Genomic DNA, 25360 nt, shown 5'->3' on the forward strand with positions numbered 1-25360 from the left:
GCTAGTTCTTCAGCGAGCCGTCGATGGTCTTCTGCGCCGACTCGGCGGCCTTCACCGGGTCGCTGCCCTTGACGACGGCGGCCTCGGCGATGCCGAACGGCTCCCAGATGGCCGACATCTCGGGGATGGCGGGCATGGGGATGCCGCCGGCGCCCGCCTCGAGGAACTTGCCTGCGTCGGGGTCGCTCGCCTTGACGGCCTCCAGGGCGGAGGTCAGGGCCGGCGGGCGCGGGTCGGCGTCGTAGAGGGCCTTGGCGACGTCGGCGTTGGTCACGTAGTTGGTGACGAACTCCTGGGCGAGGGTCTTGCTGGCGCCCTTGGCGGCGACGAAGAAGCTCTGCACGCCCACGAACGGCGTGGCGGGCTTGCCGTCCTTGAAGCCGGGGACGGGGCTGATGTCGTAGGACAGGCCGCTCTTCTTCACGTCGGCCATCGCCCACGGACCGGAGACGAGGAAGGCGCACTTGCCGCCGGCGAAGGTCGGGATGCTGTTCTCGTTGGTGAGCGAGGTCTTCAGCGCCGCGTCGCCCTTCTCGCCGAGCTCGGCCAGCTTCTTGAAGGCGGCCTGCGAGTCCTTGGAGCCGACCAGCACCTGCTTGGGGTCGGGGTCGCCGCTGGAGGTGGTGCCGAAGATGGCGCCGCCGGCGGAGGAGAAGAGCGGGTAGACGTGGTAGGCGTCGCCCTTGGCGGTGACGGGCAGGCAGAGCACCTCGTCGACCTTGCCGGCCTTCTTGAGCTCCTTGCCCTTGGCGAGCACGTCGTCGAAGGTGGCGGGGGCGTCGGGGGCGAGCTTGGTGTTGCGGATGAGCGCGACGTTCTCCACGGCGTACGGCGCGCCGTACACCTGGCCGTTGAAGGTGACGGCCTTGAGCGCGATCGGCGAGAAGCTCGCCTTCTGCTCCTCGGTCAGGTTGACCGGGTCGATGGCGCCGTTCTGCACGAGGTTGCCGATCCAGTCGTGCGCGCCGATCATCACGTCGGGGCCGCTGCCCTGCTGGGAGGCGGTGAGGAAGGTCTGCTGGTTGTCCTTGCTGATCTCCTTCACCTCCACCGTGACACCGTTCTCGGTGCCGAACTGGTCGGCGAAGGGCTTGAGCGCCTTGGTGCGGTTGGGGTCGGCCCAGATCACGAGCTTGCCGCTGCCCTTGTCGGCGGAAGCCGACGCCGTGGCGGACGGCGCGGCCGAGCTCGGCGCCGCTGACGGCGCCGGCTCCGAACCACCGCATGCCGTGGCGCCGAACGCCACGGTCGTCAGGGCGGCCACACCCAGTGCCCGGATGCGCATGGGACCCTCCTGAGGTCAAGCGGCGCATGTGGGGGAGCGCCGCTGAAAGATCCTGAAACAGCCGCCTTTGCGGCTTATGTTTCGGGGACGTTAGCGAGTCTTTGCAAGAATTGGAAGAACTTGCGCAGGAGAGTTACCTCACCGCTACCTGCCATGAAGCGTCTTTGAACAACCGTGCGGACGATCGACATGACTGCAACTTTCCGAAACTTGCGCTTGACCATCTTCACACGGGATCCTCTTGCCGACATCGTGGACATCGGGGAAGGACGGCTTCATGCACGGCAACGACGACTGGTGGCGGGACGCCGTCGTGTACCAGGTGTACCCCCGCAGCTTCGCCGACGGCAACGGAGACGGGACCGGCGATCTGATCGGGCTTCGCGAGCGCCTGGGCTACCTGGCGGACCTGGGCGTGGACGCCGTCTGGCTGAGCCCCTTCTACACCTCCCCGCTCAACGACGGCGGCTACGACGTGGCCGACTACCGCGACGTCGACCCCCGCTTCGGCACGCTCGCCGACTTCGACGCGATGATCGCCGACGCCCACGCGCTGGGCCTCAGGGTGATCGTCGACATCGTGCCCAACCACACCTCCTCCGAGCACCCGTGGTTCAAGGCCGGGCTGCGTGAGCGCTACATCTTCCGCGACGAGCCCAACGACTGGGAGTCGATCTTCGGCGGCCCGGCCTGGACGCAGGTCGAGGACGGCCAGTGGTACCTGCACCTGTTCGACCCCACCCAGCCCGACCTCAACTGGGAGCACCCCGCCGTCCGCGAGGAGTTCCGCTCGATCCTGCGCTTCTGGCTCGACCGCGGCGTCGACGGGTTCCGGATCGACGTGGCGCACGGCATGGTCAAGGCGCCCGGGCTGCCGTCCGTGGGGCCCAAGGAGGGGCGCCAGGCCGAGATGCTCGGCGACGAGAGCGTGCCGTACTTCGACCAGGACGGCGTGCACGAGATCTACCGGGAGTGGCGGCCCATCCTCGACTCCTACCCCGGCGGCCGGATGGCGGTCGCCGAGGCGTGGGTGTCCTCGCCCGCCCGGCTGGCCCGCTACGTCGGGCCGGACGAGCTGCACCAGGCGTTCAACTTCGAGTTCATGATGGCCGCCTACGGGGCCAAGTCCTTCCGCGAGGTCATCGACAAGGCGCTGGCGGAGGCCGAGCTGGTGGGCGCGCCGACGACGTGGGTGCTGTCCAACCACGACAAGCCGCGCCACGTCACCAGGCACGGCGGCCTGGCCCGCGCCCGCGCCGCCACCCAGCTCATGCTGTCGCTGCCCGGCTCGGCCTACCTCTACAACGGCGAGGAGCTCGGCCTGCCCGAGGTGCTCGACCTGCCCGACGAGCTCAAGCAGGATCCCGCCTTCCTGCGCACCGGCGAGAGCCGCGACGGGTGCCGGGTGCCGCTGCCGTGGACCGCCGCCGACGGCTTCGGCTGGCGCGACCCGTGGCTGCCGATCCCCTCGACGTGGGGTCCGCTCAGCCATGCGGCGCAGGAGGGCGCCCCTGACTCGACGCTGGCCTTCTACCGGGCCGCGCTGCGGCTGCGCAAGGAGCATCCGGCGCTCGGCGGCGGCGAGCTGACCTGGCTCGACTCGGCCGAGGACGTGCTGTCGTTCCGGCGCGAGCCCGGCCTGCTGGTGCTGGTCAACTTCGGCGAGGAGCCCGTCCAGGTCACCGGCCGGGTGCTGCTGTCGAGCGGGCCGCTGACGGCCGACGGGTCGGTGCCCGCCGACACCGCCGTGTGGGTGGCCACCGGCGAGAACTGAGCGCCGCGCCCCCGCGAGCGCCCCGTCCGCCCGCTGCGCGATACTGCCCGTCGGGCGGGTACGCGAGCGAAGGGGGCCGGGACCATGCGGACGCATGAGGTCGTCGTGATCGGCGCGGGCGCCATGGGGTCGGCGGCGAGCCGGGCCCTGGCCGCCGCCGGTCGCGAGGTCGTGACACTCGAGAAGTACGGGCTCGGCCATGACCGGGGCGGCTCGCACGGCGGGACCAGGCTGTTCAGGGCGGCCGTCGACGACGAGCACTACCTGCTCGAGGTGCGGCGGGCGGGCCGGATGTGGGCCGAGCTCGAGGAGGAGTCGGGCGAGCGGCTGCTGGAGCTCACCGGCGGCCTCGACCACGGCGTCGGCGAGCGGGCGGTCGAGAGGTTCCGCTCCCTGTTCACCCGCCACGGCGTCGCGCACGAGGTCCTCGACCCCCGCGAGGCCGCCGAGCGCTGGCCGGGCATGCGTTTCGAGACCCCCGTGCTGTACCAGCCGGGGTCGGGCAGGCTGCTGGCCGACCGCGCCGTCGCCGTGCTCCAGCGGCTGGCTCGCCTGCGGGGCGCCGAGTTCAGGCCCGGATGCCCGGCGACGGCGCTGCGCGTCCTGACCCACGGCGACGGCCCGGACGGCGGGCTGGTGGAGGTGGACACGCCCGACGGGGCGCTGCGCGCCCGCCAGGTCGTGGTGACCGCGGGGGCGTGGGCGCCCCGGCTGCTGGGCGGCCACCTCGGCCTGCCGGCCATCGTGGCGACCCAGGAACAGCCCAGGTTCTTCGTGCCGCGGGACCCGGCGCACGGCTGGCCGAGCTTCGTGCACTGGCGGGAGGGCGACGACCGGTTCACGACCGCCGGGGCGTACGGGGTGTTCGAGCAGGGGTCCGGCGTCAAGGTCGGGCTGCACGGGACGGGTCCCGTGGTGGACCCGGACCTGCGCGACTTCACGCTCGAGGCGCGGGCCGACCGGGAGCTGCTCGAGTACGTCAGGACCTGGCTCCCCGGCCTCGACCCCGCCGGCTCGACGCCGATCAGCTGCCTGTACGACAACACCCCGCGCGACACCTTCGTGATCGACAGGAAGGGCCCCATCAGCGTGGCGACGGGTTTCTGCGGGCAGGGCTTCAAGTTCGTCCCGCTGGTCGGCCACTACCTCACGGCCCTCGTCACGGGGCGGGGCACGGCTCCGGCCGGCTACGGGCTGGCGGCCCACGCGCCGCGGTCCTGACATCAGCCGCATCGCGGGCCCCGCAAGGTATGGCCAGCCACGCGGAAGGATGACCTAATTTTTCCCTCTTTAGGGCTTTTGTGAAAGTTGTGGCTCAGTAACCTCGTGGCGTGTCACGCATGTGGGCGAGCTCCCTCCGCGGACGGATCACGCTCATCGCCGTGGCCGTCGCGACCTTCGTGCTGATTCCAGCCGGAGCCGGCGGTGTGCTGGTGACACGATCGCTGGTGAACGCCGGCGCGTGGAAGAACACCAAGGACGCCGCCGCCACCGTCGCCGCCTCGCTACGCGAAGGGCATCTGGTCACCGGCACGATCCCCGTCACGACCGACGAGGTGAACCTGCTGCAGGTCGTCACCAGCGGCGGCCGGGTGGTGGCCTCCAGCAGCGCCGCCGCGGGCATGCCCCCGCTCACCAACCTCATGCCCTCGCCCGACAGGCGTGTCGTCAACCTCACCACCTGCGGCGCGACCAGCTGCCTCCACATGACCGCGGTCAGGCTGTCGACGGCCCCCGACTCCATGGTGGTCTACGCGGCACGGCCGACGCCCGGCCTGCTGGCCACCCGCACCCTCGAGATCGCCATCGCCGCCCAGGTGGCCCTCGTCGTCGCGCTCGTGGGATGGGTGACGTGGATGGTGACCGGCCGCACGCTGCGCCCGGTGACCACGATGCTCACCGAGCTGGACATGGTCAACGCCACCGACCTCAGCAGGCGCGTGAGCGTGCCGTCCGGGGAGCACGAGGTGGCGCAGCTGGCCAGGTCGATCAACAGCACCCTCGACCGGCTCGAACGCTCGGCCGAGCAGCAACGGCAGTTCGCCTCCGACGCCTCCCACGAGCTGCGCACCCCGATCGCGGGGCTGCGGGCGCAGCTGGAGAGCGCCCAGCTCTACCCCGAGGACACCGACATGGACGCGCTGGTGGACAGCGCCCTGCACGACACCGACCGGCTCGAAGCGATCATGTCGGATCTGCTGCTGCTGGCCAGGATCGGGTCGCGGGTGGACGTGGTCAAGGAGCGGATCGACCTGTCGGAACTGGTGCGGGAGGAGCTGGCCTGCCGCCTGGACAAGATCCCCGTCCGGCTGGAGACGACCGAGGACGTCGTGGTCGAGGGCGTGCTGATGCAGCTGCGCCGCGCGCTGACCAACCTGCTGGACAACGCCCAGCGCCACGCCGACAGCTCGGTGACGGTGTCGGTGCGCAAGGAGGACGGGTTCGCCGTGCTGGCCGTCCAGGACGACGGGGCGGGGATCTCGCCCGAGGAGCGGGAGCGCGTCTTCGAGCGCTTCACCCGGCTGGACGCCGCCCGCAGCAGGGACGCCGGGGGCACCGGGCTCGGCCTGGCGATCGTGCGGGACGTGGCGATCGCGCACCGCGGGGACATCAAGGTGGACGACAGTCCCCGCGGCGCGCTCTTCGTGCTGAGGCTGCCCCTGGCGTGAGGGGCCCGGCATGAGGTCAGACCGCCGTCATCTCCCGCTCGGCGGCGGGCGGCTGCTCCGGCTCCGGCTCGTGCTCGTCGAGCAGCGTCGCCTCGTCGAAGGGGGCGCGACCGGCCAGGACCTCGGCGGCCCGCTCCCTGTCGAACTCGCCCGTCCACGTGCCGACCAGCACCGTCGCGACCGCGTTGCCGGCGAAGTTGGTCAGCGCCCTGGCCTCCGACATGAAGCGGTCGATGCCCACGATGAGGCCGACGCCGTCCACCAGGTCGGGCCGGTGGGACTGCAGGCCGCCGGCGAGCGTGGCCAGTCCCGCGCCGGTGACCCCCGCCGCGCCCTTGGACGCGATGATCATGAAGAGCAGCAGCGAGACCTGCTCGCCGAGCATCAGCGGCGACCCGGTGGCCGAGGCGACGAAGAGCGTGGCCATGGTCAGGTAGATGGCGGTGCCGTCCAGGTTGAAGGAGTAGCCGGTGGGCACCGTGATGCCCACCACCGGACGGGAGACGCCGAGGTGCTCCATCTTGGCGATGAGCCTGGGCAGCGCCGACTCCGACGACGACGTCGACAGGATGAGCAGGAACTCCCTGCCCAGGTAGCGCAGCAGCGACCAGAGGTTGACCCGGGCCACCACCCACAGCAGCGGGCCCAGCACGAGGGCGACGAACAGCAGGCAGGTGGCGTAGAAGCCGACCATGATGGCCGCCAGCGACTGCAGCGCCTTGATGCCGGTGGAGCCGACGACCGCGGCGATCGCGCCGAAGGCGCCCACCGGCGCCGCCCACATGATCATGGCGAGGACGCGGAAGACGAGCCGCTGGATGTGCTCGATGCCCTTGAGGATCGGCGCGCCCCTGCTCCCCATGGCCTGCAGGGCGAAGCCGACCAGGAGGGCGACGAGCAGCGTCTGGAGCACCTGGCCCTCGGTGAAGGCCGACACCAGCGTGGTGGGGATGACGCCGAGCAGGAAGTCGACGGTGCTCGACTCGCCGCCCTTGGCCGCCTCCGCCTCCGCGGCCTGCTTGGCGGCGTCGGTCAGCTGCAACCCGGCACCCGGGTCGAGCAGGTTGCCCACGACCAGGCCGATGGCGAGCGCGACCGTCGACATGAGCAGGAAGTAGCCGAGCGCGAGCCCGCCCACCTTGCCGACCTTGGCCGCCCGGCTGACCGAGCCGACACCGAGCACGATCGTGCAGAAGATGATGGGGCTGATCATCATCTTGATCAGCGCGACGAAGGCGGTGCCGAGTGGCTTGAGCTCCTTGCCGACCTCGGGTGCGACGAACCCGACGACGACTCCGGCCACCACGGCGAGGATCACCGCAAGGTACAGGTACCGTGTGCGGTCACGCATGGGGACACTCCTTGAACGCTTGGCTGCTGGTTGTGCGAATATGCGCCCAGGAGTGACGCAGGTCACTATTACGTAAGTTTCGTTCACCGACGAGAGGAGGCGTCTGTGAAGAACTGGAGTCTGGCCAGGCAGATGCTGGTCCTCCAGCTGGCGGTGGTGGTGGTGACCCTGACAGGGGCGGCGGCGCTGGCGCTGGTCCAGACCCGCGAGCTGCTCGACGAGGAGGCCGAGGGCAGGGCGCGGGCCGTCGCCGTGAGCGTGGCCACCTCACCCGACGTGCTGTCGGCGCTGCGGGACGCCTCCCCTTCCGTACGGCTGCAGCCGTACGCCGAACGCGTGCGGACCGCCACCGGCGTCGACTTCGTCACGATCATGGACACGAGGGGCAGGCGGTACACTCACCCGAACCCCGCCCAGATCGGCGGACTGTTCCTCGGCCACATCGACCGCGCGCTGCGCGGCGAGACGTTCACCGAGACCTACACCGGCACGCTCGGCCCTTCGGTGCGCGCGGTCGTGCCGGTGCGGGATGCGGCAGGCGCGGTCAAGGCGCTGGTCAGCGCGGGGATCACGGTCGAGCGGATCGACGCGCGGCTGCGCGAGCAGCTCTCGTGGGCCGGCCTGGTCGGCGCGCTGGGGCTGGGTGTGGGCGCGGGCGGCACGTGGCTGGTGGGTGACCGGCTGCGCCGCCAGACGCACGGGCTCGGCCCGGTCGAGCTGGGCCGCATCCACGAGCACCACGACGCGATCCTGCACGCGGTGCGGGAGGGTCTGCTGCTGGTGGCCAGGGACGGCACGCTGACGCTGTGCAACGACGGCGCCCGCACGCTGCTGGACCTGCCGCCCGACGCCGAGGGCCGCCACGTCGCCGACCTGGGGATCGCCGACATCGTCGCCCCCCTCCCCCACGCCCCGCGCCCCGTTCCCGCGGGTTCCGGCCCTCTCCAGGGAACGGGGGCGGCCTGCCCGCCCGCGCTCCCCCACCCCGAGGAGCCGCGACCCGCACCCGAGGCGGGCGTCCCGGACCCCATGGAGGACCGGGTGCACCTGGTCGGCGAGCGGGTGCTCGTCGTCAACGTCGCCCCCAGCAGGCTCGGCACCGTCGTGACCCTCCGCGACCACACCGAGCTGCAGGCCCTGGCCGGCCAGCTCGACGCCGAGCGCGGCTTCGCCGACTCCCTCAGGGCCGCCGCGCACGAGTCGGCCAACCGGCTGCACACCGTCATCACCCTGGTGGAGCTGGGCAGGACCGAGCAGGCCGTCGCGTTCGGCACCGCCGAGCTGAAGGCCGCCCAGGAGCTGACCGACAGGGTGGTCGGCGCGGTGCGCGAGCCCGTGCTGGCCGCCCTCCTGCTCGGCAAGTCGGCCGAAGCCGCCGAGCGCGGCGCGGAGCTGGTCATCACCCCCGACAGCGAACTGGACGACCTGGGCCTCGACCCCCGGCAGGTGGTGACGATCGTGGGCAACCTCATCGACAACGCGATCGACGCGGCGGGCAGGGTGGAGGTGCACCTGCACGCCGACGCGGAGAGCTTCGTCATCAGGGTGGCCGACGACGGCCCCGGCCTGGCCGACACGGCGGCCTTCAGCAAGGGCTGGACGTCCAAGGGCGACGGCCGCGGCCTCGGCCTGGCCCTGGTCGGCCAGGCGGTGCGGCAGCTCGGCGGCACCATCGAGGTGGCCGGTTCGGTGTTCACGGTGCGGGTGCCGCGATGACGATCACGGTGCTGGTCGTCGAGGACGAGGAGATCACCGCCGAGGCCAACCGCGTCTACGTGGAGCGGGTGCCCGGCTTCACCGTGGCGGGCGTGGCCAGGTCGGGACGGGACGCGCTGCGCTTCCTCGGGTCCACGCCCGTCGACCTGATCCTGCTCGACCTCTACCTGCCCGACATGCACGGGCTGGAGGTGTGCCGGGCGGTCAGGGCCGCGGGCCTGTCGTGCGACGTGATCGCGGTGACCTCGGCCCGCGACCTGCAGGTGGTGCGCAACGCGGTGTCGCTGGGCGTCGCGCAGTACCTGCTCAAGCCGTTCGCCTTCGCCACCCTCAGGGAGAAGCTGACGCGCTACGCCGCGTTCAGGGCCAGCGAGGGCGAGGTGACGGGACAGGGTGACGTCGACCGGGCCCTGGCGACCCTGCGCGGCGGCGCCTCGGCCCTGCCCAAGGGGATGACGCAGGACACGCTGGACGCGGTGGCCGCCGAGCTGCGCAAGGCGGCCAGGACCGCGCAGGCGGTGGGCGCCGCGATCGGCGTGTCACGGGTGACCGCGCGACGGTATCTGGAACACCTGGTGGAGACCGGGGCGGCCGACAGGGTGCCGCAGTACGGCGGGGTGGGCAGGCCCGAACTCCTCTACCGGATCCGCACGCAACGTTAACAGGGAGTTCAGCTGCGATCCCCGGCGCGGTCGGATGGCCTGACTAGCTTCCTTGGCACCTCAAGCAATCCAAGGAGCCACGTTGCGAGTCCTCGCCGTCATTCCCGCCCGCGGAGGTTCGGCGGGCATTCCCCTGAAGAACCTCGCCCAGGTGGGCGGCGTCCCGCTGGTGACCCGCGCCGTCAAGGCCGCGCTGGGCGCCGAGCTGGTCGACCAGGTGGTGGTCAGCACCGACCATGAGGGGATCGCGGCAGCGGCCCGCGAGGCGGGGGCCACGGTCGTCGAGCGGCCCGCCGAGCTGAGCGGCGGCGCGGCCTCGAGCGAGTCGGCGGTGCTCCACGCGCTCGACGCGCTCGGCGGCGACCCCGAGGTCGTCGTGCTCGTGCAGTGCACCAGCGCCTTCATCGACCCCGCCGACCTGTCGCAGGCGGTGCGCAGGGTGCTGGACGGCGAGGCCGACGCGGTCCTGTCGGGCGCGCCGAGCCACGCCTTCCTGTGGACGCCGGACGGCGCGGGCATCAACCACGACCGCTCCACCCGGCAGATGCGCCAGGACCGGCCCGCGGAGTTCCGCGAGACCGGCGCCTTCTACGTCATGCGGACGGCGGGCCTGCGCGAGCACGGCCACCGCTTCTTCGGCGAGGTCACCGTGCAGCCGGTGCCCACCCGCCACGCCATCGAGATCGACGAGCCCGAGGACCTGGAGACGGCCAGGGCGCTCGCGCCGCTGGTCGACCTGCCCGGGCCGATCGACGTCGACGCGGTCATCACCGACTTCGACGGCGTGCACACCGACGACCGCGCCTACGTCGACTCCGAGGGCCGCGAGATGGTCCTGGTGAGCCGCTCCGACGGCATGGGCATCTCGCTGCTGCGCCGTTCGGGGGTGAAGCTGCTGGTGATGTCCACCGAGCAGAACCCGGTCGTGGCCGCCCGCGCCCGCAAGCTGGGTGTGCCGGTCCTGCAGGGCCTGGCCGAGAAGCGGACCGTGCTGCGCGACTGGCTGACGATCGAGGGCCTCGACCCCGCGCGCGTCGCCTACGTGGGCAACGACGTCAACGACCTGGGCCCGATGTCGCTGGTCGGCTGGCCGGTCACGGTGCCCGACGCGCACCCGAGCGTCAAGGCCGCCGCGCGGGTCGTGCTGACCAGGTCCGGCGGCGACGGCGCGGTCAGGGAGCTGTGCGAGCGCGTGCTCGCCGCCCGGCCCGCCGTCCAGGATCCGGCGCCGGCCCCCGTGCCCCTCAGCAGGGCCTCGCTGCGGATCGGCCAGCCGAAGCCGGTGGCCATCGGCGACCTGCTGGTCGGCGACGGCGAGCCGGTCTACGTGATCGGCGAGATCGGCATCAACCACAACGGCGACATCGACATCGCCCGCCGGCTCATCGACGTGGCGGCCGACGCCGGCTGCCAGGCGGTGAAGTTCCAGAAGCGCACGCCCGAGATCTGCGTGCCGGTCGAGCAGCGCTCCCAGATGAGGCAGACGCCGTGGGGCGAGATGACCTACCTGGAGTACAAGGAGCGCACCGAGTTCGGCCGCGAGGAGTACACCCAGATCGCCAAGTACTGCGACGAGCGTGGCCTGCACTGGTTCGCCTCGCCGTGGGACGTGCCGTCGGTGGAGTTCCTCGAGGAGATGGACGTCCTGGTCCACAAGATCGCCTCGGCCAGCGTCGCCGACCACGAGCTGCTGCGCGCCCTGGCCGCGACCGGCAAGCCGCTGATCCTGTCGACCGGCATGTCCACGCTGCAGGAGATCGACCAGGCGGTCGACATCCTCGGCACCGACAAACTGATCATGATGCACGCCACGTCCACCTACCCGCTGCCTCCCGAGGAGGCCAACCTGCGCACGATCACCACGCTCAAGGAGCGGTACGGCGTGCCGGTCGGCTACTCGGGGCACGAGCGCGGCCTGCAGATCTCGCTGGCCGCGGTCACGCTGGGCGCGGTCACCGTCGAGCGCCACATCACGCTGGACCGCACGATGTGGGGCTCCGACCACGCCGCCTCGCTGGAGCCGGCCGGCCTCGAGCACCTGGTGCGCGACATCAGGATCATCGAGCAGGCCATGGGCGACGGCGTCAAGCGCGTCTTCCCCGGCGAGGAGGCGCCGAAGGCCAGGCTCCGCAGGGTCACGGTGTGACGGCGAGTGATCACCCTCTCCGTCGTCGTACCGGTCCGCGACGGCGAGCGCTTCATCCCCGACGCGCTCGCCTCGCTGGCCCGCAACACCCGGCGTGACTTCGAGTTCATCGTCGTGGACGACGGCTCGGTGGACGACACGGCCGCCATCGTCGCCGAGTCGGAGGTGCCGGGCCTGTCGCTGGTGCGCAACCCGGCGCCCGTCGGGCTGGCCGACGCGCGCAACACGGGGTTGAAGCTCGCCTCGGGCACCTATGTGACGTTCATGGACGGCGACGACTGGCTCGCCCCCGGCTACCTGTCCGACCTCGTCGCCGCGATCGACGGGCTCGGCTGCGACTTCGTCCGCGTCGACCACGTGCAGGCCGAGGGACGCAAGCGGGTGGTGCACCGGGCTCCGGAGGCGCGCCGGGGCCTGGTGCTCGACCCGCGCGACGCGATCCTGCCGGCCGATGTCAGGACGATGGTCGACTATCCCTACGCCTGGGCCGGGATCTACCGGCGCACGCTGGGCGACCTGCTGCGCTTCCCTGGATCGCTGCACACGGCCGAGGACCGGCCGTGGATCTGGCGCCTGCACCGGCAGGCCGCCTCGTTCGCGGTGGCGTCGCTGGCCGGGCTGTTCTACCGCAGGGGCGTGACCGGCTCGCTGACCCAGATCGGCGACGAGCGGCAGCTGCACTTCTTCGACGCCTTCGAGCTCGTCTTCGAGGACCTGGAGCCGGAGTTCCTGCCGAAGGCGGTGCGCAACTTCTGCGCGCTGTTGGCCCACCACCTGGAGCTGGCCGACAGGTTCACGCCCGAGCTGCGCCGGCGGTTCGAGGCGCGGGGCGTGGCGATGGTGCGGTCGCTGCCGGCCGAGCTGGTCGCCGACGCCGTGCCGCGCATGTCCGTCGAGCGCGAGCAGACGCTGCGCGCGCTGCTGCCTGAGATCCCCGCCGGCGTGCGGGTGCGGAGGGAGGAGCTGTGACGCGGGTCTTCTACGCCTCGACCCTGTTCGGGGCGATGTCACTGGCCGCGGCGATCGACGCGGGCCACTTCGGCGAGGGCGGGCGCCGGCTGTTGATCGTCTCCACGAACACGGCCGTCCCGGAGGTGTCCACGCCGCTGGACCAGATGCCGGGGTTCGCCGCGCTGCGCTCCCGCTTCGACGAGGTGCGCTCGTGGAACGAGCTCATCGCGCCGCTGCACCCGTCCGACTGGAAGGCGCGCGTCATCGAGGTGCCGATGATGAGCAGGCTGATCGGGGCGTCGCTGGGCCTCGACACGGTCGAGGAGCTGGTGCTCGAGTCGATCGCGGTGCCGCCGGCGCGCACGATCGCCGGGCTGGTGCGCGACTGCCCCATCACCGTCTACTCCGACGGTCTCATGAGCTACGGCCCGACCCGCGACCCGCTGCCGGCCGAGATCTTCCGGCGCGTCACCCGGCTCCTGCATCTGGACCTGGTCCCGGGGCTGCGGCCGCTGCTGCTGTCGGAGTACGGCGTGCCGGCCGCCACCCTGTCGCAGGAGGCGTTCCTCTCGGTGGTCGGTCAGGTGGCGGGCACCGCGCCCGACATGATGGCCGGCGAGGCGATGATCCTGGGGCAGTACCTGTCGTCGCTCGACATCGTCACGCCCGAGGAGGAGCACGAGCTGCACATGGCGATGCTGCGCGGGCTCGTCGCGCGCGGGCACGACAGCGTGGTGTTCAAGCCGCATCCCGCCGCGGGCCGGCGGCACACGCAGCTGCTGCGGGCCGGCGCCGACGAGCTGGGCGTGCGGCTGGTCGTGGCGGGCGAGAGCGTGCCGGCCGAGGTGTGCTTCGCGGCGCTGCGGCCCGCGCTGGTCGTCGGATGCTTCTCGACCGGCCTGGTCACGGCCGCCCGCTTCTTCGGGCTCGATGCGGCCTCGTACGGGACGTCGACGGTGCTGGAGCGGCTGTCGCCGTTCGAGAACAGCAACAGGATCCCGGTGACGATCATCGACGCGCTGCTGCCCCGGCTGGCCGCGGACGGGAGGCTCACCGCGGCGCCGCCGGTGGAGATCTCGCGCCTGGTGGGCGCGGTCGGGTACTGCATGCAGAGCGAAGCCCATCCCGAGCTGCGCGCCGGCACCGAGACGTTCGTCGCCGAGCACGGCGCCGGCCGGTATTTCAAGAGGCAGCGGCTGAAGGCGCTGGGGCTGCTGCCGGAGGGGGAACGGCCCGGCACGCTGAGCCGCATCCGCCGCCGTCTGTCCCGCACGCTCGGCTGAGGCCGCCTGCGAGGCCTCAAGCCCACTGGGCCACCGGTGTTCCGTGCCCCGAGGGAGCCGCCTCCCTCGGGGCACGTGGCGTTCAGGTGAACGACTTGATGTACCTGCGGACCCTGCGCTTGGCGCGGTAGCCAGCCCGCAGCACCTGCGGCGGCACCTCCACGCGCAGGCGGGCGCGGCGGCGCGCGGCCACGTGCTCCGGCCCGTCCAGCAACGACCTGGCCGGTGTGCGCGGCCCGATGACCAGCGCGGTGAGCAGCGCCACCCAGTCGCTGCGGTTGGCGGGGTGGAAGTAGTTCTCCGCGCACCAGGCGGGCGACGGCGAGCGGAAGGCGCCCTCCGCGACCTCGTCGAGCGTGCCGAGGACGTCGCTGCCCTCGAACACCAGGTTGATCATCTCGGCGCTCACCCCGAAGTCCGACAGCACCAGCAGCGGCACCCGCTGGGCGATCGCCTCCAGCGCCGCGGTCGAGCTGACGGTGACGAACCCGGCGGCGTGCGCGAGGTGCTCGTGCATCGGGCCGGCCGCGAAGCGGACGTCGCCGTCGAGGCCGAGCTCCCGCCACAGCCGCTGGTAGTGGTAGCGCTCGTTGTGGGTCTGCCGCTCGTCCTCCAGCGCCCGCAGCTTGACCACGACATCGAGGTCAGGCCGGGCGGCGGCGAGCGTGGCCAGCGCGCGCAGGATCGTCTCGCGGTCCTCGCGCCGCCGCGGCACCTTGGCCTGGGTGGCGAACACCACCCGGTTGCCGCCCTCGACGGGGGGCACGTCACGCAGGAACGGCAACCTGGCCAGCCCCACCGCGCCGCCCCCGCCGAGCCGGGCGGCCAGCGCGCCGAACTCGGCGACCTCCCTGCCGCTGTGCACGACGAACAGGTCGCAGCCACTGCGGAAGAGCCAGGCCTTCTCGGTGGCGGGGACCGAGATGCCGGGCAGTCCCGTGACGAAGACGGGTCGCGGCCGCAGGCCGTCGAGGACCTCGGCGACCAGCACGTCGACGACCGGTCCCGTGCACGCCACGAGGATCGCGTCGGGCCGCAGCCGTTCGGCCGCGCGCCTGAGCGCCCGCGCCGACAGCACGGGGACGGCCGAGGACCGCGTCCCGGCGACCGCGGCGGCGATCTGCTCCGGTGAGGGGGTGATCGGGGTGCGCACGACCGCGAGCTCCGTCACGCAGTCGGCGGGCAGGTCGTCCAGGAGACTGGCCGCCCACTTCAGGTACGAGTCGGAATCGGCCAGAGCCAGGACCTTCAACTGGGTACTCCCGAGAACATCTGCAGGTGGGATCGGAGGGATGGCGCCGCGCGGCTGGTCCACCAGTCGTCGGGCACGTGCACGGGCTCGACCGCGACGCCGCGCGGGCTGAGCAGCACCCGCAGCGAGCTGATGGCGGTCGAGGGGAGGCTGACCACGCGCTGCTCGGCGGACAGGCCGCGCAGGGTCAGCTCGGCTGGAACGCCGGGGGCGTGGACGGTGATGCCGGGCCGCTCGCGGATGAGGGCCAGGTCGACGGGGTCCTCGCGGCGGTGCGGGTAGTAGGCCAGCGGCTCCTCGGCCGCCAGCTCCGTCAGCCAGCGCAGGTAGCGCTCGCGGTGCACCAGGCCGTTCCTGACCAGGGAGGTGCCGAGCACGACCGTCCGCTCGGAGGGGCCGGGCGTGCTCATCGGCTGCGCGCGCAGCCAGTCGAAGTCGTGGCCGGCCAGCTCGACGCCGGCCTGCCGGACGGCCGCCGCCAGCTCGCCTGGCACGGGAAGGGCCGTGAACACCGACAGCGCGCCCTTGCGGGCGGTACGGCGCAGCCGTCCGGCCGCCAGCAGGCCGAGCGTGGTCCGCCAGGCGCTCGGCTCGGCGCGGGCCCGCAGCAGCGGCCTGGCGGGGCGGGCCGACAGCAGCTCCAGCAGCCGGATCGTGGCGAGCCCGTCGTCGACGATCACGACGCGACCGGGGCGGATCATGACCCAGCGCAGCTGGACCCGGCCGGAGAAGGCGTCGCCGACGGCGTTGAGCGTGCGGGGCATGCGCTCGCTGGGTTCGGCCAGCTCCAGCCCGCGCGGCAGGTCGAGCCTGAGCAGTTCCCGCCTGGTGGTGGCCAGCGGGCGCAGCCCGGCGCGCGGCACCACCAGCGTCCGGTCTCCCAGCAGCCCGGCGTGGTGGGCCTCGACGGCGCAGAGCATCTGAAGTGGCGACTCCACCCAGGCCACGGATTCCTGTTCGTTCACGACACGCGCCACGGTAGGACGCCCACTCGAAGTGCCAGCCAACGCGACGTTAACAATGGAGAGATGAACATGAACTCGCTGCTGCTCAACACCGACGGCGTGCAGATACCGCAACTCGGCTTCGGCGTCTGGCAGGTTCCCGACGACGAGGCGGAGCGGGCCGTGTCCTTCGCCATCGAGGCCGGCTACACCAGCATCGACACCGCCAGGCTCTACTTCAACGAGGAGGGCGTGGGCCGGGCGATCGCCCGCGCGGACGTTCCGCGCGAGAAGCTGTTCATCACCACCAAGCTGTGGAACGACGACCACGACAGGGCCGAGGCGGCCTTCGAGGCGAGCCTTTCCCGGCTGGGGCTCGACCAGCTCGACCTCTACCTCATCCACTGGCCCGTCCCCGCGCAGGACAAGTACGTCCAGGCGTGGAAGTCGATGGAGCGGCTCTACAAGGACGGCAGGGTGCGTGCGATCGGCGTGTCGAACTTCACGATCGCCCACCTCGAGCGGCTCATGAACGAGACCGAGATCGTCCCCTCGATCAACCAGATCGAGCTGCACCCCCGCTTCCCCCAGCCGGAGCTGCGCGCCTTCCACGAGGCCAACGGCATCCTCACCGAGGCGTGGAGCCCGCTCGGGCAGGGCAGGAGGCTGCTCGACGATCCGGCGCTGGCCACGCTGGGCCGCAAGCACGGCAAGTCGCCCGCGCAGGTCGTGCTGCGCTGGCACGTCCAGCTCGGCAACGTGGTGATCCCCAAATCGGTCACCCCTTCGCGGATCAGGGAGAACATCGACGTGTTCGACTTCACCCTCGACCCGGAGGACATGGCGGCGATCGGCGCGCTGAACACCGGCACGCGCCTCGGTCCCGACCCCGCCACGTTCAACTGGATGGGCTGACATGACCGAACGGGCACGGCCCGCGCCGCCGGCGCGGGCCGTTCGCATGTCCGCGATAAGGGAGGATTGATCGCGGAAAGGGAGGTTCGTCATGCGTGAGTTAGCGTGGGGCATCGCGGCCACGGGCGGGATCGCCAGGATGGTCGGCGCGGTGATCGCCGCGGAGCCCGGCATGCGGGTGGCCGCGGTCGGCTCCCGCGACCAGGGCAGGGCCGCGGAGCTGGCGGCGGCGCTCGGCGCGGACGCGGCCTACGGCTCCTACGCCCAGCTGTGCCAGGACCCCGCCGTCGACGTGATCTACGTGGCCACCCCGCACGCGCAGCATCTGGAGGTGGCCGAGGCGGCCATCGCGGCGGGCAAGGCCGTGCTGTGTGAGAAACCTCTCGCCGCGAGCGTGGCCGACGCCGAGCGGATGGTGAAGCTGGCCAGGCAGGCGGGCGTGTTCCTGATGGAAGCGATGTGGATGCGCTTCAATCCCCTGATCAGGGCGCTGCTGACGGAGGAGAGGTTCGGGGAGCTGCGCTCGGTGCAGGCCTCGTTCGGCTTCGTCCAGCCTTACGCGGCCGAGCACCGGCTCTGGAACCCCGCGCTCGGCGGCGGGGTGCTGCTCGACCTGGGGATCTACCCGTTCGGGCTGGCGCAGCTGCTGCTCGGCGAGCCGGCTGAGACGCATCTCACCGGATCGCTCGGCCCCTCCGGCGTGGACGCCGAGGTGGCGGCGCTGCTCACCTACGCGGGCGGCACCAGGGCGCTGGTCGAAACCTCGCTGCTCAGCCCGCTGGCCAACACCGCGACCGTGGTGGGCACGGGGCTGCGGGCCGACATCGCCGCGCCGTTCTGGGCGCCGCGGCGCATCGTGCTGTCGGGGCCGGGCGTGGATCCGGAGGAGCTCGTCCTGGACCCCGCCATGAACGGCTACGCCGAGGAGGTGCGCGAGGTGCGCGCCGCGCTGGCCGACGGCAGGACGGAGAGCTCGGTCATGCCGCTGGACGAGAGCCTGGCGATGATGCGGATGCTGGAGGACGCCAGGGTCAGGCTAGGCGCTCGGTAGCGCGGGCCGCCGCCTCGGCGTGGCCGGAGCCCGCGGCCGCCCGGAAGTGGGCGCGGGCCCGGTCGGGGCGGCCCTCCCTGCCCTCCAGCAGGCCGAGGTTGAACATGGCGCGCGGCGCGGCCTCCTCGTGGCCGGTTTCGATGGCCCTGGCGTACCAGCGCCGGGCCGCGTCGGTGTTGCCGCAGCAGTCCTCCAGGACGCCGAGGTTGAACATCGCCCTGGGCGTGCCGGCCCTGCCGTACCAGTGGCGGGCCGCGTCGAGGTGGCCGCTCTCGTCCTCGATCAGCGCGAGGTTGAAGGCCGCCCGCTGGACGGCGGCCGGATGGCCCGATGCGATCGCCAGGAGATACCATCGCCGGGCTTCGTCCGGACGGTGTCCGTCTTCCCGCAGCCCCCTGTTGAACAGGTCCTGTGGCGACATGACCTGACCGTAAATGATCGCCGGACCTTTATCAATTTGTAAGCTACTTGCCTCGTGTATTACCTTAGGCTCACTCAAGGCATAAACCGGGCATTCCGGACATTGCCTGTCATTGCAATCATCACAGGTTCGCCTGTGACCGCTGAATCCGCACCATGCGGAACCGGGGACCCACTTCCTCTGGGGTGAATCGGCACACCGTGCCGTAGGGCAGCTTCGCGTCCGAACCCGTCAGCTAACCCGGTAAGCGGCAGGAAGCTAGCAAGGAGTTCCCCTTCCCATGGCAAAGCCCAGCCGTAGCCGTGCCCCGAAGCTCACCTACGCGCATGCCGCGCTCGGCGCCGTCGTCATCGCCGGCTCGTTCGTTCCCACCGCCGCCCAGGCCGAGAAGCTCCCGCTGTCCGAGAGCCAGCGGGTAGCCGTCCTCGCCAAGGCGCCCAAGGAGGAGGCCGGCAAGCCCGCCGCCGCCAGGCCGGAGGCCAAGGTCATCCCCTCCGCCACCGTCGTTCTCACCGAGGCCAAGAAGCAGGTCGGCGTCAAGGAGAACTCCGCGGGCGGCGGAACCAAGTTCCAGAACTGGTACGTCGGATCGCAGCGCGCCAGGGAGACGGTCGTCAGGGACGGCGGCGACGTCAGCGCGTACGCCAACGCCCCGTGGTGCGCGATGTTCGTCTCGTGGGTCGGTGAGATGACCGGCGCCCGCACGCAGGTCGGCTGGGACGCCTACACGGTGACCCACGCCAAGTGGTTCAAGGCCAACAAGCGCTGGGGCACCGCGCCCAAGCCCGGCGCCGTCGTCTTCTTCGCCTGGGACGGCAGCAAGAGCCTCGACTCCATCGACCACGTCGGCTTCGTCGAGAAGGACAACGGCGACGGCACGATCAGCACGATCGAGGGCAACACCGGCAACGGCGCCGTCGAGCAGCGTGTCCGTCCGAAGTCGCAGGTCGTCGGCTACGGCTACCCCAGCTACGGCGGCTGACGCTTCCCCTTCCCCCGCATTCCCCCCGGCCCTGTCGCCAGGACGGCCACGCGCCGCTCCGGTGACGGGGGCCACCCACGGGCTCGGGCCGGTCCCCTCGGACCGGCCACCCCGTTCCCCCCGCAGTACGTTCCCCCGCAGAACGTTCCCCCGGGCCGCGACGGCGCCGTCTCAGCGCGCGTGCCCTCCGGCCACCCGCAGGACCCTCGTCCATCCCCCTGTCTGCACCGATCAGCCGGGGAACCGCAGGTAAGCAGCCGGCACGGCGTCGGTGAGCCACACCCCGTTGGCGCTGACGACGAACTCGTGCCCGGCCGCGTGCATCGCCCGCGCGTCGACGACCAGCACCACCGGGACGCCGCGCCGGGAGCCGACCCGCACCGCCGTCTGCCTGTCGGCCGACAGATGGACGTGCCTCCTGGTCATCGGCAGCAGGCCCGAGCGCCTGATGGCGGCCAGGTTGCGCCCGACGGTGCCGTGGTAGAGGACGTGCGGCGGCTCCACCGGCGCCAGTCCCAGGTCGACGGGCACGGAGTGGCCCTGGCTCGCCCTGATGCGGTCGCCGTTGATCGCGTAGCGCCGCTTGTCGTTGTCGGCCACCACCGTGTCGAGCTCATCCCTGGTGATGGGGAAGCCGTGCCTGGCCGCGGCCGCCAGCAGCTCGTCGATCGGCACCCAGCCGTGCTCGTCCAGCGTGATCCCGATGGCGGCGGGGTCGTGGCGCAGGTGCCTGGCCAGGTACTTGGAGATCCGCACGGTCCTGTCGGTCATGCGGGCATTGTGCCGACCGCCCGCCGTACCCGGCAAAGGGGGTACGGCGGGCGGGGCCGCGCTCAGCCGCCGCAGGCGGCGAAGACGAACGTGTCCTTGAGCATCGAGTAGCTGTCGCGGACCCTGGTCGCGCCCGAGGTCACGTCGTGCTGCAGGACGGTCATCCTGGTGGCCTTGCCCGTGGGGTACTGGGAGACGTGCAGGGTCACCTGGTTGTCGCCGGTCCAGTCGAGCTTGTGGACCGTGCCCTCCTTGGGCAGCTTGATCGCGTGGCCTCCGACGACCTGGCCGTCCGCCAGGTCGTAGAGCTTCACCTTGGTCCCCCCGACCAGCACCGCGATCGTCCTGCCGTCGGCGTGCAGCGCGTGCGGGCCGTTGGCCGACACCAGCTGCGGCGGCGTGTCGCTCAGCAGCCGCCGGCCCGCCAGATCGTAGACGTGCATCTCCAGCACCGACTCCGCGCCGTCCATGGTGGCCAGCACCTTCTCCCCGTCGCCGCTGAAGCCGACGAAGACGCTGTTCCTGGGCAGCGTCCCGAGCCTGGCGCCGGTCGCGGTGTCGAACACCTGCGCCCTGCCGGCGACGACGGCGAGCCTGGCCCCGTCGTCGGACAGCTGCAGCGTCACGTCGTACTGGCTGGTCCTGGGTGGCAGCGCGTCCTTCGACAGCACGCGGACACCGCCCTTCACGGTGCGGACGGCCAGGTGGCCGGCCTTGGTGAAGTAGGCGACCCGGGTGCCGTCGCCGGAGACCGCGACGGGCGCGACGGCGTAGTCGACAGGCTTGCCGTCCGCGCCCAGCGCGCGCAGCTGCGCGTCCTTCAGCGGCGTGACCTCGCCCTTGTGGGAGACCAGCCGCCAGGTGCCGCAGGGCACGACGGTGCCGTCCTTCTGCGGGCAGCCCTGGGCGGAGGCGTAGCGGATGGCGTCGCCCCTGCTCTGGGCGTGGTCATGTCCCCGGTCGTGACCCGGCGCCTGACCGGGGCCGGCGACCGCGGCCTGGCCCGGCACGCCGAGCACCGCCAGGGCGACGGCGACGGCCGCCAGGATCCTGAGCTTCATCTCGTCACTCTCCCGCCGTCATCCAGGCGTGCTGCCTGGCGGTGAACGTGAAGGTCTCCACGGGCTTGACCGCGCCCGTCGCCGTGTCGACGGTGAGCACCCGTACCACCGTCGGCTTGTCGTCCCCGCCCGACTGCGTCTTGACCGTCAGCCGGTCGGCGCCGCTCCACTGGACGTGGTAGACCTCGCTGCCCTTGGGCAGCGGCACGTCGACCGCCGCGGCCAGCCGGTCCGTGCTCAGGTCGTACAGCCGCAGCCTGGGCTTCTCCCCCGCGAGCACCGCCACCGTGCGGCCGTCGGCCGCCAGCGCCCGCGTGGCGGCGTTGATCACCACCTGCGGCGGGACCTGCGCGAACCTGCTGCCGTCCAGCCCGACGGCGAGCAGCGTCGTGGTGTTGTCGTTGTTGTAGCGCTGGGCGAGCACCTCGTCGCCGTCGGCGCTGAAGCCCTCCAGATCGTCCCCCGCCGGCAGCTTCACGATCTTCCCCGTGGCCACCGTGACGATCTTGCCGGGCTCCTTGGCGTCGGTGTCGTCGTACTCCAGCAGGACCCGGTCGCCCGAGGGCGACAGCCGGACCGTCAGGACGTCGGTGCCGAGCCTGGTCAGCGACTTGGGCAGCAGCGTGACGCGGCCGCCTGCCGCCCTGCGCACGGCCAGGCGGTGGTCGCTCCCGCGCTCGTAGACGATCCACCGGCCGTCGGCGCTGACGGCGAACGCGCCGGTCTCGTCGGTCGCGCGCCCGTAGGCGTCGACCGAGGTGGCGGCCGCGTCGGCGACCGTGACCTGCTTGCCCGAGCGCAGCCGTAACCGCCAGGCCCCGCAGGCGCGGCTGCGCTCGTCCGGGCTGACGCACGAGCCCACCCACGCGGCGCCGGCCGTCCCCGCACTGTCGGCGTGGGCCAGGGCAGGCAGTCCCGCGGCCGCCACCGCGACCACCGCCGCCCCCAGAAGTGTCCTTCGCATGGTGCCTCTCCTCCTTCACCGGGTTGGACTGCCGGCGAGGCGGAGAGGTTGGTCACAGCTGGGACACGGCTTGGCTCAGCCGGTCATCGCGTGCCGGACGCGTCCAGCGGCTCGTAGGCGTGCAGCAGCAGCCGTTCGGCGTCGTCGAGGTAGCTCTCGAGGAAGGTGCCGGCCTCGTCGGCCCGCCCCGCCGCCAGCAGCTCCAGCAGCTGCCGGTTGCGCTCGACGAACGGCTCGTGCAGCGCGCGCGGATTGCTCATGACGTGGAAGACCAGGCGCAGCTCGGCCAGCAGCTGGCGCATCGCCTCGTTCAGCCGCGGGCTGCGGTGGAGCGCGACCAGCGCCTGGTGGAAGCGGCTGTTGGCGGTGCCGACGTCCTGCCAGCGGTCGGCCAGCGCGGACCGCTCGGCCTCCTCCACCGTCTCCTTGATCAGGGCCAGCGCTTCGGGCGAGGCGGTGCGCCGTACCGCGGCCCCTTCGAGAACCCGGCGCATCTGGTAGAGGTCGGCGACGTCGGCGGCCGACAGGACGCGGACGAAGACGCCGCGGTTGAGCTTGTGGTCGAGCAGCCGCTCGTGGCCGAGGAGCCGGAAGGCCTCGCGGAGGGTGTTGCGGGAGACGCCGAGCGCGTTGCCGATGGCCTCCTCCGACAGCCGCTGACCGGGGGCGAACAGCCCCTCGATGATGTGCTCGCGCAGGATGTCGGCCACTCGCTCGGCCGTGCTGCTGCGCCCCAGACGGACCCGTTCGTGTTCAAGCGCCGCGACCACGTTCTCCACACCCCTCAGGGAAGCATCGAACAAAACCCTTGTCGAATTGTTCAACGATCCTTAGATTCAAAAGAACACCCCCATCTCTAGGAGCGATGACTATGCACCAGACGCGGCGAGTGATCCTCGCCAGCCTGATCGGCACGTCGCTGGAGTGGTACGACTTCTTCCTCTACAGCACGGCGGCGTCGCTGGTGTTCGGCAAGCTGTTCTTCCCGACCTTCGACCCGCTCAACGCGACCCTGCTCGCCCTGGTCACCAACGCCGTCGCCTTCGTGGCCCGCCCGCTCGGCGGCATCGTCTTCGGCCACTTCGGCGACAAGGTCGGCCGCAAGACGGTGCTCGTGGTCACGCTGCTGGTGATGGGCATCTCGACCTTCCTCATCGGCGTGCTGCCGACCTACGACGCCATCGGGGCGGCGGCACCGGTCCTCCTCGGCGCGCTCAGGTTCGTCCAGGGCCTCGGCCTGGGCGGCGAGTGGGGCGGCGCGGTCATCATGTCCATCGAGCACGGCGACCCGCGGCGGCGCGGCTTCAACGCCAGCTGGCCGCAGGTCGGCGTCCCCGCGGGCTTCATCCTGGCCACCGCCCTGCTGGGCATCCTGGACGCCACCATGTCCGAGCAGGCCTTCCTGTCATGGGGCTGGCGGGTGCCGTTCCTGCTGTCGGGCGTGCTGGTGCTGGTCGGCCTCTGGGTCCGGGTGAAGATCACCGAGTCGCCGCTGTTCCAGGAGGTGGAGCGGAAGGGCGCCAAGGCCAAGATGCCGCTGATCGAGGTGCTGCGCAGGCACCCCCGCGCGCTGCTGTCGGCCTTCACCGCCCGCATCGGCGTCGACGTGGCCTTCTACACCTTCACCATCTACATCCTGCTCTACCTCACGACCGTGCTCGGCATGGACCGCTCGGTCGGCCTCAACGCCGTCCTCATCGGCTCGGCCTGCCAGCTCGTGCTGATCCCGCTGTTCGGCGCGCTCTCCGACCGGTACGGCAGGCGCACCGTCTACCTCGCGGGCGTGATCGGCGCGGCCGTCTGGGTGTTCGTCTTCTTCCAGCTGCTCGACACCAGGTCCTTCCCGCTCATCGTGCTGGCGGCCGTGGTCGCGCTGGTGACCCACGCGGCGATGTACGGCCCGCAGGCCGCCTTCATCGCCGAGCTGTTCAGCACCCGCCTGCGCTACAGCGGCGCGTCGATGGGCTACCAGGTGGCCGGCATCGTCGGCGGCGCCATCGCCCCGATCATCGCGCTCAAGCTCCACGCCACCTACCAGACGACCCTCGCCGTCTCCATCTACGTGGTGATCGCCCTGGCCGTCACCGCCTTCGGCCTCGCCATCGCGCCCGGGAGCGAGGACGTGCACAAGCCCGTTCCCGAAACCATCGGATAGCCGCGAAAGGGACGTGGGCGGCGGCTGCCACCGCCGCCCACCAGGGAGGCTCCCGTGAGAATCACCCTGATCGTCATCGCCGCCGTGGTCGCGTTACCCACCCTCCTCGGGCTGGCCCACGGCTTCGAGAGCACCAGCGGAGGGCAGGTCGCGGTCGTGCGCGACGGCGGCCCGCTCGACGACAACCGGGTCCGCCAGGTCATCCCGCCCGCTTCCGGCCTCACCTGGACCGGCTGGTGGTCGGCGGTGCACACCTATCCCGCCCAGCAGCGCTTCTACACCATCACCGCCGACCCCAAGCGGGCCACCGCGCTCGGCGTGGACGTGGTGACGGTGCCGAGCAGCGACGGGGTGAACCTCGGCATCGAAGGCACGCTCTACTTCACCCTCACCCTCGACCCCGAGACGCTCAAGAGCTTCGACGACAAGTACGGCACCCGCACCTACCGGGGCGGCCGGTACGCCTGGGACGGCGAGGAGGGCTGGGCGGCCTTCTTCGGCCAGGCCGTCAGGCCGGTCATCGACAACGCGCTGCGCGTCCAGGTCGGGGGCCTGCGCTGCGCCGAGCTCGTGCCCTCGTGCTCGCTGCTGAACAGCTCCGCGCTGCGCGCCCAGGACAGCAACGCGACCATCGCCCAGGTGCAGGACGGGGTCAACCGCGCCCTGGCCCGCGACCTGCCCGCCACGCTCGGCGGCGACTACCTGACCGGGCTGCGCTTCACGCTGGCCCGGGTGACGCTGCCCCTGGCCGTGCAGCAGGCGGTCGACCGGTCGCTGGCCGCCAACGCCGCCGTCTCCGAGGCCCAGGCCAAGGTCGCGCAGGCGAAGGCGGAGGCGGCGGCGAACCGGGCCAGACAGGACGGCTACGACGCCTGCCCGGCCTGCGCGGAGATCGAGAAGCTGCGGTCGCTGCCGCAGGGCATCACCGTCTACGCGCCGGGCAACCCGCAGTCGGTCGTCGTCCCGTCACGCTGACCGGGTCACGCCGCACCCGGCTCAGCCCAGAG

The 25360-nt window shown here is 71.8% G+C and carries 22 protein-coding genes and 1 riboswitch; of the genes, 13 read left to right on the plus strand and 9 right to left on the minus strand.

Translation table 11 applies throughout. From position 1 onward, the window contains the following. Nucleotide 1: 1 nt before the first annotated feature. The gene (locus tag ACWENQ_RS42625) at nucleotides 2-1285 is read right to left on the minus strand and encodes a sugar ABC transporter substrate-binding protein (protein WP_452419365.1); all 1284 of its coding nucleotides are present in this window, start codon (nucleotides 1283-1285) and stop codon (nucleotides 2-4) included. 277 nt (nucleotides 1286-1562) lie between these two features. On the opposite strand from ACWENQ_RS42625, the gene ACWENQ_RS42630 reads away from it, so the two are divergent. The 3 genes from ACWENQ_RS42630 to ACWENQ_RS42640 all read left to right on the plus strand — a co-directional run bounded on the left by ACWENQ_RS42630 (nucleotide 1563) and on the right by ACWENQ_RS42640 (nucleotide 5728). Beyond that, complete coding sequence (locus ACWENQ_RS42630; RefSeq protein ID WP_452419366.1) at nucleotides 1563-3059, plus strand: glycoside hydrolase family 13 protein; 1497 nt, start codon at nucleotides 1563-1565, stop codon at nucleotides 3057-3059. An 84-nt stretch (nucleotides 3060-3143) separates the two neighbouring features. Next, nucleotides 3144-4280, plus strand: a complete 1137-nt coding sequence (locus tag ACWENQ_RS42635; protein WP_452419367.1) for an FAD-dependent oxidoreductase — start codon at nucleotides 3144-3146, stop codon at nucleotides 4278-4280. A gap of 119 nt (nucleotides 4281-4399) precedes the next feature. Further along, on the plus strand, nucleotides 4400-5728 hold the full coding sequence (locus ACWENQ_RS42640) for a sensor histidine kinase (protein WP_449930952.1): 1329 nt from the start codon (nucleotides 4400-4402) through the stop codon (nucleotides 5726-5728). Between the two features lie 16 nt (nucleotides 5729-5744). Here the strand turns inward: ACWENQ_RS42640 and ACWENQ_RS42645 are convergent, their stop codons facing one another. Then, the gene (locus tag ACWENQ_RS42645) at nucleotides 5745-7079 is read right to left on the minus strand and encodes a cation:dicarboxylate symporter family transporter (RefSeq protein WP_452419368.1); all 1335 of its coding nucleotides are present in this window, start codon (nucleotides 7077-7079) and stop codon (nucleotides 5745-5747) included. 105 nt (nucleotides 7080-7184) lie between these two features. Here ACWENQ_RS42645 and ACWENQ_RS42650 point away from each other — a divergent pair, with 105 nt between their 5' ends. The 5 genes from ACWENQ_RS42650 (at nucleotide 7185) to ACWENQ_RS42670 (ending at nucleotide 13837) form a co-directional block, all read left to right on the plus strand. Beyond that, nucleotides 7185-8795 carry an ATP-binding protein gene (locus tag ACWENQ_RS42650; RefSeq protein WP_452419369.1) on the plus strand — a complete coding sequence of 537 codons (1611 nt, stop codon included), beginning with the start codon at nucleotides 7185-7187 and terminating at the stop codon, nucleotides 8793-8795. Continuing rightward, a complete protein-coding gene (locus tag ACWENQ_RS42655) occupies nucleotides 8792-9457 on the plus strand; it encodes a response regulator (protein WP_452419370.1) in 666 nt (221 codons plus the stop codon). Before ACWENQ_RS42650 ends, ACWENQ_RS42655 begins: the two co-directional genes overlap by 4 nt. A gap of 82 nt (nucleotides 9458-9539) precedes the next feature. Further along, the gene (locus tag ACWENQ_RS42660; protein WP_449930901.1) at nucleotides 9540-11603 is read left to right on the plus strand and encodes an N-acetylneuraminate synthase family protein; all 2064 of its coding nucleotides are present in this window, start codon (nucleotides 9540-9542) and stop codon (nucleotides 11601-11603) included. A gap of 6 nt (nucleotides 11604-11609) precedes the next feature. Next, complete coding sequence (locus ACWENQ_RS42665) at nucleotides 11610-12572, plus strand: glycosyltransferase family 2 protein (RefSeq protein WP_354920686.1); 963 nt, start codon at nucleotides 11610-11612, stop codon at nucleotides 12570-12572. After that, a complete protein-coding gene (locus ACWENQ_RS42670; RefSeq protein ID WP_452419371.1) occupies nucleotides 12569-13837 on the plus strand; it encodes an alpha-2,8-polysialyltransferase family protein in 1269 nt (422 codons plus the stop codon). The genes ACWENQ_RS42665 and ACWENQ_RS42670 overlap by 4 nt, the downstream gene beginning before the upstream one ends. An 82-nt stretch (nucleotides 13838-13919) precedes the next feature. On the opposite strand, the gene ACWENQ_RS42675 is transcribed toward ACWENQ_RS42670, so the two are convergent. Together ACWENQ_RS42675 and ACWENQ_RS42680 are read right to left on the minus strand one after the other, a co-directional pair. Further along, nucleotides 13920-15089 carry a DUF6716 putative glycosyltransferase gene (locus tag ACWENQ_RS42675; RefSeq protein ID WP_354920692.1) on the minus strand — a complete coding sequence of 390 codons (1170 nt, stop codon included), beginning with the start codon at nucleotides 15087-15089 and terminating at the stop codon, nucleotides 13920-13922. Beyond that, the gene (locus tag ACWENQ_RS42680; protein WP_449930906.1) at nucleotides 15086-16054 is read right to left on the minus strand and encodes a hypothetical protein; all 969 of its coding nucleotides are present in this window, start codon (nucleotides 16052-16054) and stop codon (nucleotides 15086-15088) included. The genes ACWENQ_RS42675 and ACWENQ_RS42680 overlap by 4 nt, the downstream gene beginning before the upstream one ends. Nucleotides 16055-16123: 69 nt before the next feature. Here ACWENQ_RS42680 and ACWENQ_RS42685 point away from each other — a divergent pair, with 69 nt between their 5' ends. Both ACWENQ_RS42685 and ACWENQ_RS42690 read left to right on the plus strand, forming a co-directional pair. Next, complete coding sequence (locus ACWENQ_RS42685) at nucleotides 16124-16948, plus strand: aldo/keto reductase (protein WP_452419383.1); 825 nt, start codon at nucleotides 16124-16126, stop codon at nucleotides 16946-16948. Between the two features lie 91 nt (nucleotides 16949-17039). Further along, the gene (locus tag ACWENQ_RS42690) at nucleotides 17040-17999 is read left to right on the plus strand and encodes a Gfo/Idh/MocA family protein (protein ID WP_452419372.1); all 960 of its coding nucleotides are present in this window, start codon (nucleotides 17040-17042) and stop codon (nucleotides 17997-17999) included. Here the strand turns inward: ACWENQ_RS42690 and ACWENQ_RS42695 are convergent. Further along, nucleotides 17980-18420, minus strand: coding sequence for an SEL1-like repeat protein (locus tag ACWENQ_RS42695; protein ID WP_354920701.1), 441 nt, complete (start codon nucleotides 18418-18420; stop codon nucleotides 17980-17982). The two genes, ACWENQ_RS42690 and ACWENQ_RS42695, sit on opposite strands and share 20 nt — an antisense overlap. 130 nt (nucleotides 18421-18550) lie before the next feature. Beyond that, nucleotides 18551-18685, plus strand: a riboswitch (cyclic di-AMP (ydaO/yuaA leader). 15 nt (nucleotides 18686-18700) lie between these two features. Here ACWENQ_RS42695 and ACWENQ_RS42700 point away from each other — a divergent pair. After that, a complete protein-coding gene (locus tag ACWENQ_RS42700) occupies nucleotides 18701-19402 on the plus strand; it encodes a CHAP domain-containing protein (protein ID WP_452419373.1) in 702 nt (233 codons plus the stop codon). A 231-nt stretch (nucleotides 19403-19633) separates the two neighbouring features. On the opposite strand, the gene ACWENQ_RS42705 is transcribed toward ACWENQ_RS42700, so the two are convergent. From ACWENQ_RS42705 to ACWENQ_RS42720, 4 genes are all read right to left on the minus strand, one after another. Next, entirely contained in the window at nucleotides 19634-20173 is a 540-nt protein-coding gene (locus ACWENQ_RS42705; RefSeq protein ID WP_354920707.1) for an RNA 2'-phosphotransferase, read from the minus strand. A 62-nt stretch (nucleotides 20174-20235) separates the two neighbouring features. Next, a complete protein-coding gene (locus tag ACWENQ_RS42710; protein WP_452419374.1) occupies nucleotides 20236-21234 on the minus strand; it encodes a WD40 repeat domain-containing protein in 999 nt (332 codons plus the stop codon). A gap of 4 nt (nucleotides 21235-21238) precedes the next feature. Next, nucleotides 21239-22198 carry a hypothetical protein gene (locus tag ACWENQ_RS42715; RefSeq protein WP_452419375.1) on the minus strand — a complete coding sequence of 320 codons (960 nt, stop codon included), beginning with the start codon at nucleotides 22196-22198 and terminating at the stop codon, nucleotides 21239-21241. 83 nt (nucleotides 22199-22281) lie between these two features. Beyond that, complete coding sequence (locus ACWENQ_RS42720) at nucleotides 22282-22977, minus strand: GntR family transcriptional regulator (RefSeq protein WP_354920716.1); 696 nt, start codon at nucleotides 22975-22977, stop codon at nucleotides 22282-22284. 92 nt (nucleotides 22978-23069) lie between these two features. Between ACWENQ_RS42720 and ACWENQ_RS42725 the strand changes: the two genes are divergently transcribed. Together ACWENQ_RS42725 and ACWENQ_RS42730 are read left to right on the plus strand one after the other, a co-directional pair. Beyond that, nucleotides 23070-24353 (plus strand): MFS transporter, encoded by a 1284-nt coding sequence (locus tag ACWENQ_RS42725; protein ID WP_452419376.1) that lies wholly within the window; start codon nucleotides 23070-23072, stop codon nucleotides 24351-24353. A 54-nt stretch (nucleotides 24354-24407) separates the two neighbouring features. Then, on the plus strand, nucleotides 24408-25328 hold the full coding sequence (locus ACWENQ_RS42730) for an SPFH domain-containing protein (protein WP_452419377.1): 921 nt from the start codon (nucleotides 24408-24410) through the stop codon (nucleotides 25326-25328). Nucleotides 25329-25360: the final 32 nt, after the last annotated feature.

Source organism: Nonomuraea sp. NPDC004354 (genome assembly GCF_053602555.1).

Excerpts from the sequence above, each read along its gene's own strand:
- ACWENQ_RS42625 (WP_452419365.1), bottom strand. The coding sequence starts at position 1,285 with ATGCGCATCCGGGCACTGGGTGTGGCCGCCCTGACGACCGTGGCGTTC.
- ACWENQ_RS42630 (WP_452419366.1), top strand. The coding sequence starts at position 1,563 with ATGCACGGCAACGACGACTGGTGGCGGGACGCCGTCGTGTACCAGGTG.
- ACWENQ_RS42635 (WP_452419367.1), top strand. The coding sequence starts at position 3,144 with ATGCGGACGCATGAGGTCGTCGTGATCGGCGCGGGCGCCATGGGGTCG.
- ACWENQ_RS42640 (WP_449930952.1), top strand. The coding sequence starts at position 4,400 with ATGTGGGCGAGCTCCCTCCGCGGACGGATCACGCTCATCGCCGTGGCC.
- ACWENQ_RS42645 (WP_452419368.1), bottom strand. The coding sequence starts at position 7,079 with ATGCGTGACCGCACACGGTACCTGTACCTTGCGGTGATCCTCGCCGTG.
- ACWENQ_RS42655 (WP_452419370.1), top strand. The coding sequence starts at position 8,792 with ATGACGATCACGGTGCTGGTCGTCGAGGACGAGGAGATCACCGCCGAG.
- ACWENQ_RS42685 (WP_452419383.1), top strand. The coding sequence starts at position 16,124 with ATGAACTCGCTGCTGCTCAACACCGACGGCGTGCAGATACCGCAACTC.
- ACWENQ_RS42690 (WP_452419372.1), top strand. The coding sequence starts at position 17,040 with ATGCGTGAGTTAGCGTGGGGCATCGCGGCCACGGGCGGGATCGCCAGG.
- ACWENQ_RS42695 (WP_354920701.1), bottom strand. The coding sequence starts at position 18,420 with ATGTCGCCACAGGACCTGTTCAACAGGGGGCTGCGGGAAGACGGACAC.
- ACWENQ_RS42700 (WP_452419373.1), top strand. The coding sequence starts at position 18,701 with ATGGCAAAGCCCAGCCGTAGCCGTGCCCCGAAGCTCACCTACGCGCAT.
- ACWENQ_RS42705 (WP_354920707.1), bottom strand. The coding sequence starts at position 20,173 with ATGACCGACAGGACCGTGCGGATCTCCAAGTACCTGGCCAGGCACCTG.
- ACWENQ_RS42710 (WP_452419374.1), bottom strand. The coding sequence starts at position 21,234 with ATGAAGCTCAGGATCCTGGCGGCCGTCGCCGTCGCCCTGGCGGTGCTC.
- ACWENQ_RS42715 (WP_452419375.1), bottom strand. The coding sequence starts at position 22,198 with ATGCGAAGGACACTTCTGGGGGCGGCGGTGGTCGCGGTGGCGGCCGCG.
- ACWENQ_RS42725 (WP_452419376.1), top strand. The coding sequence starts at position 23,070 with ATGCACCAGACGCGGCGAGTGATCCTCGCCAGCCTGATCGGCACGTCG.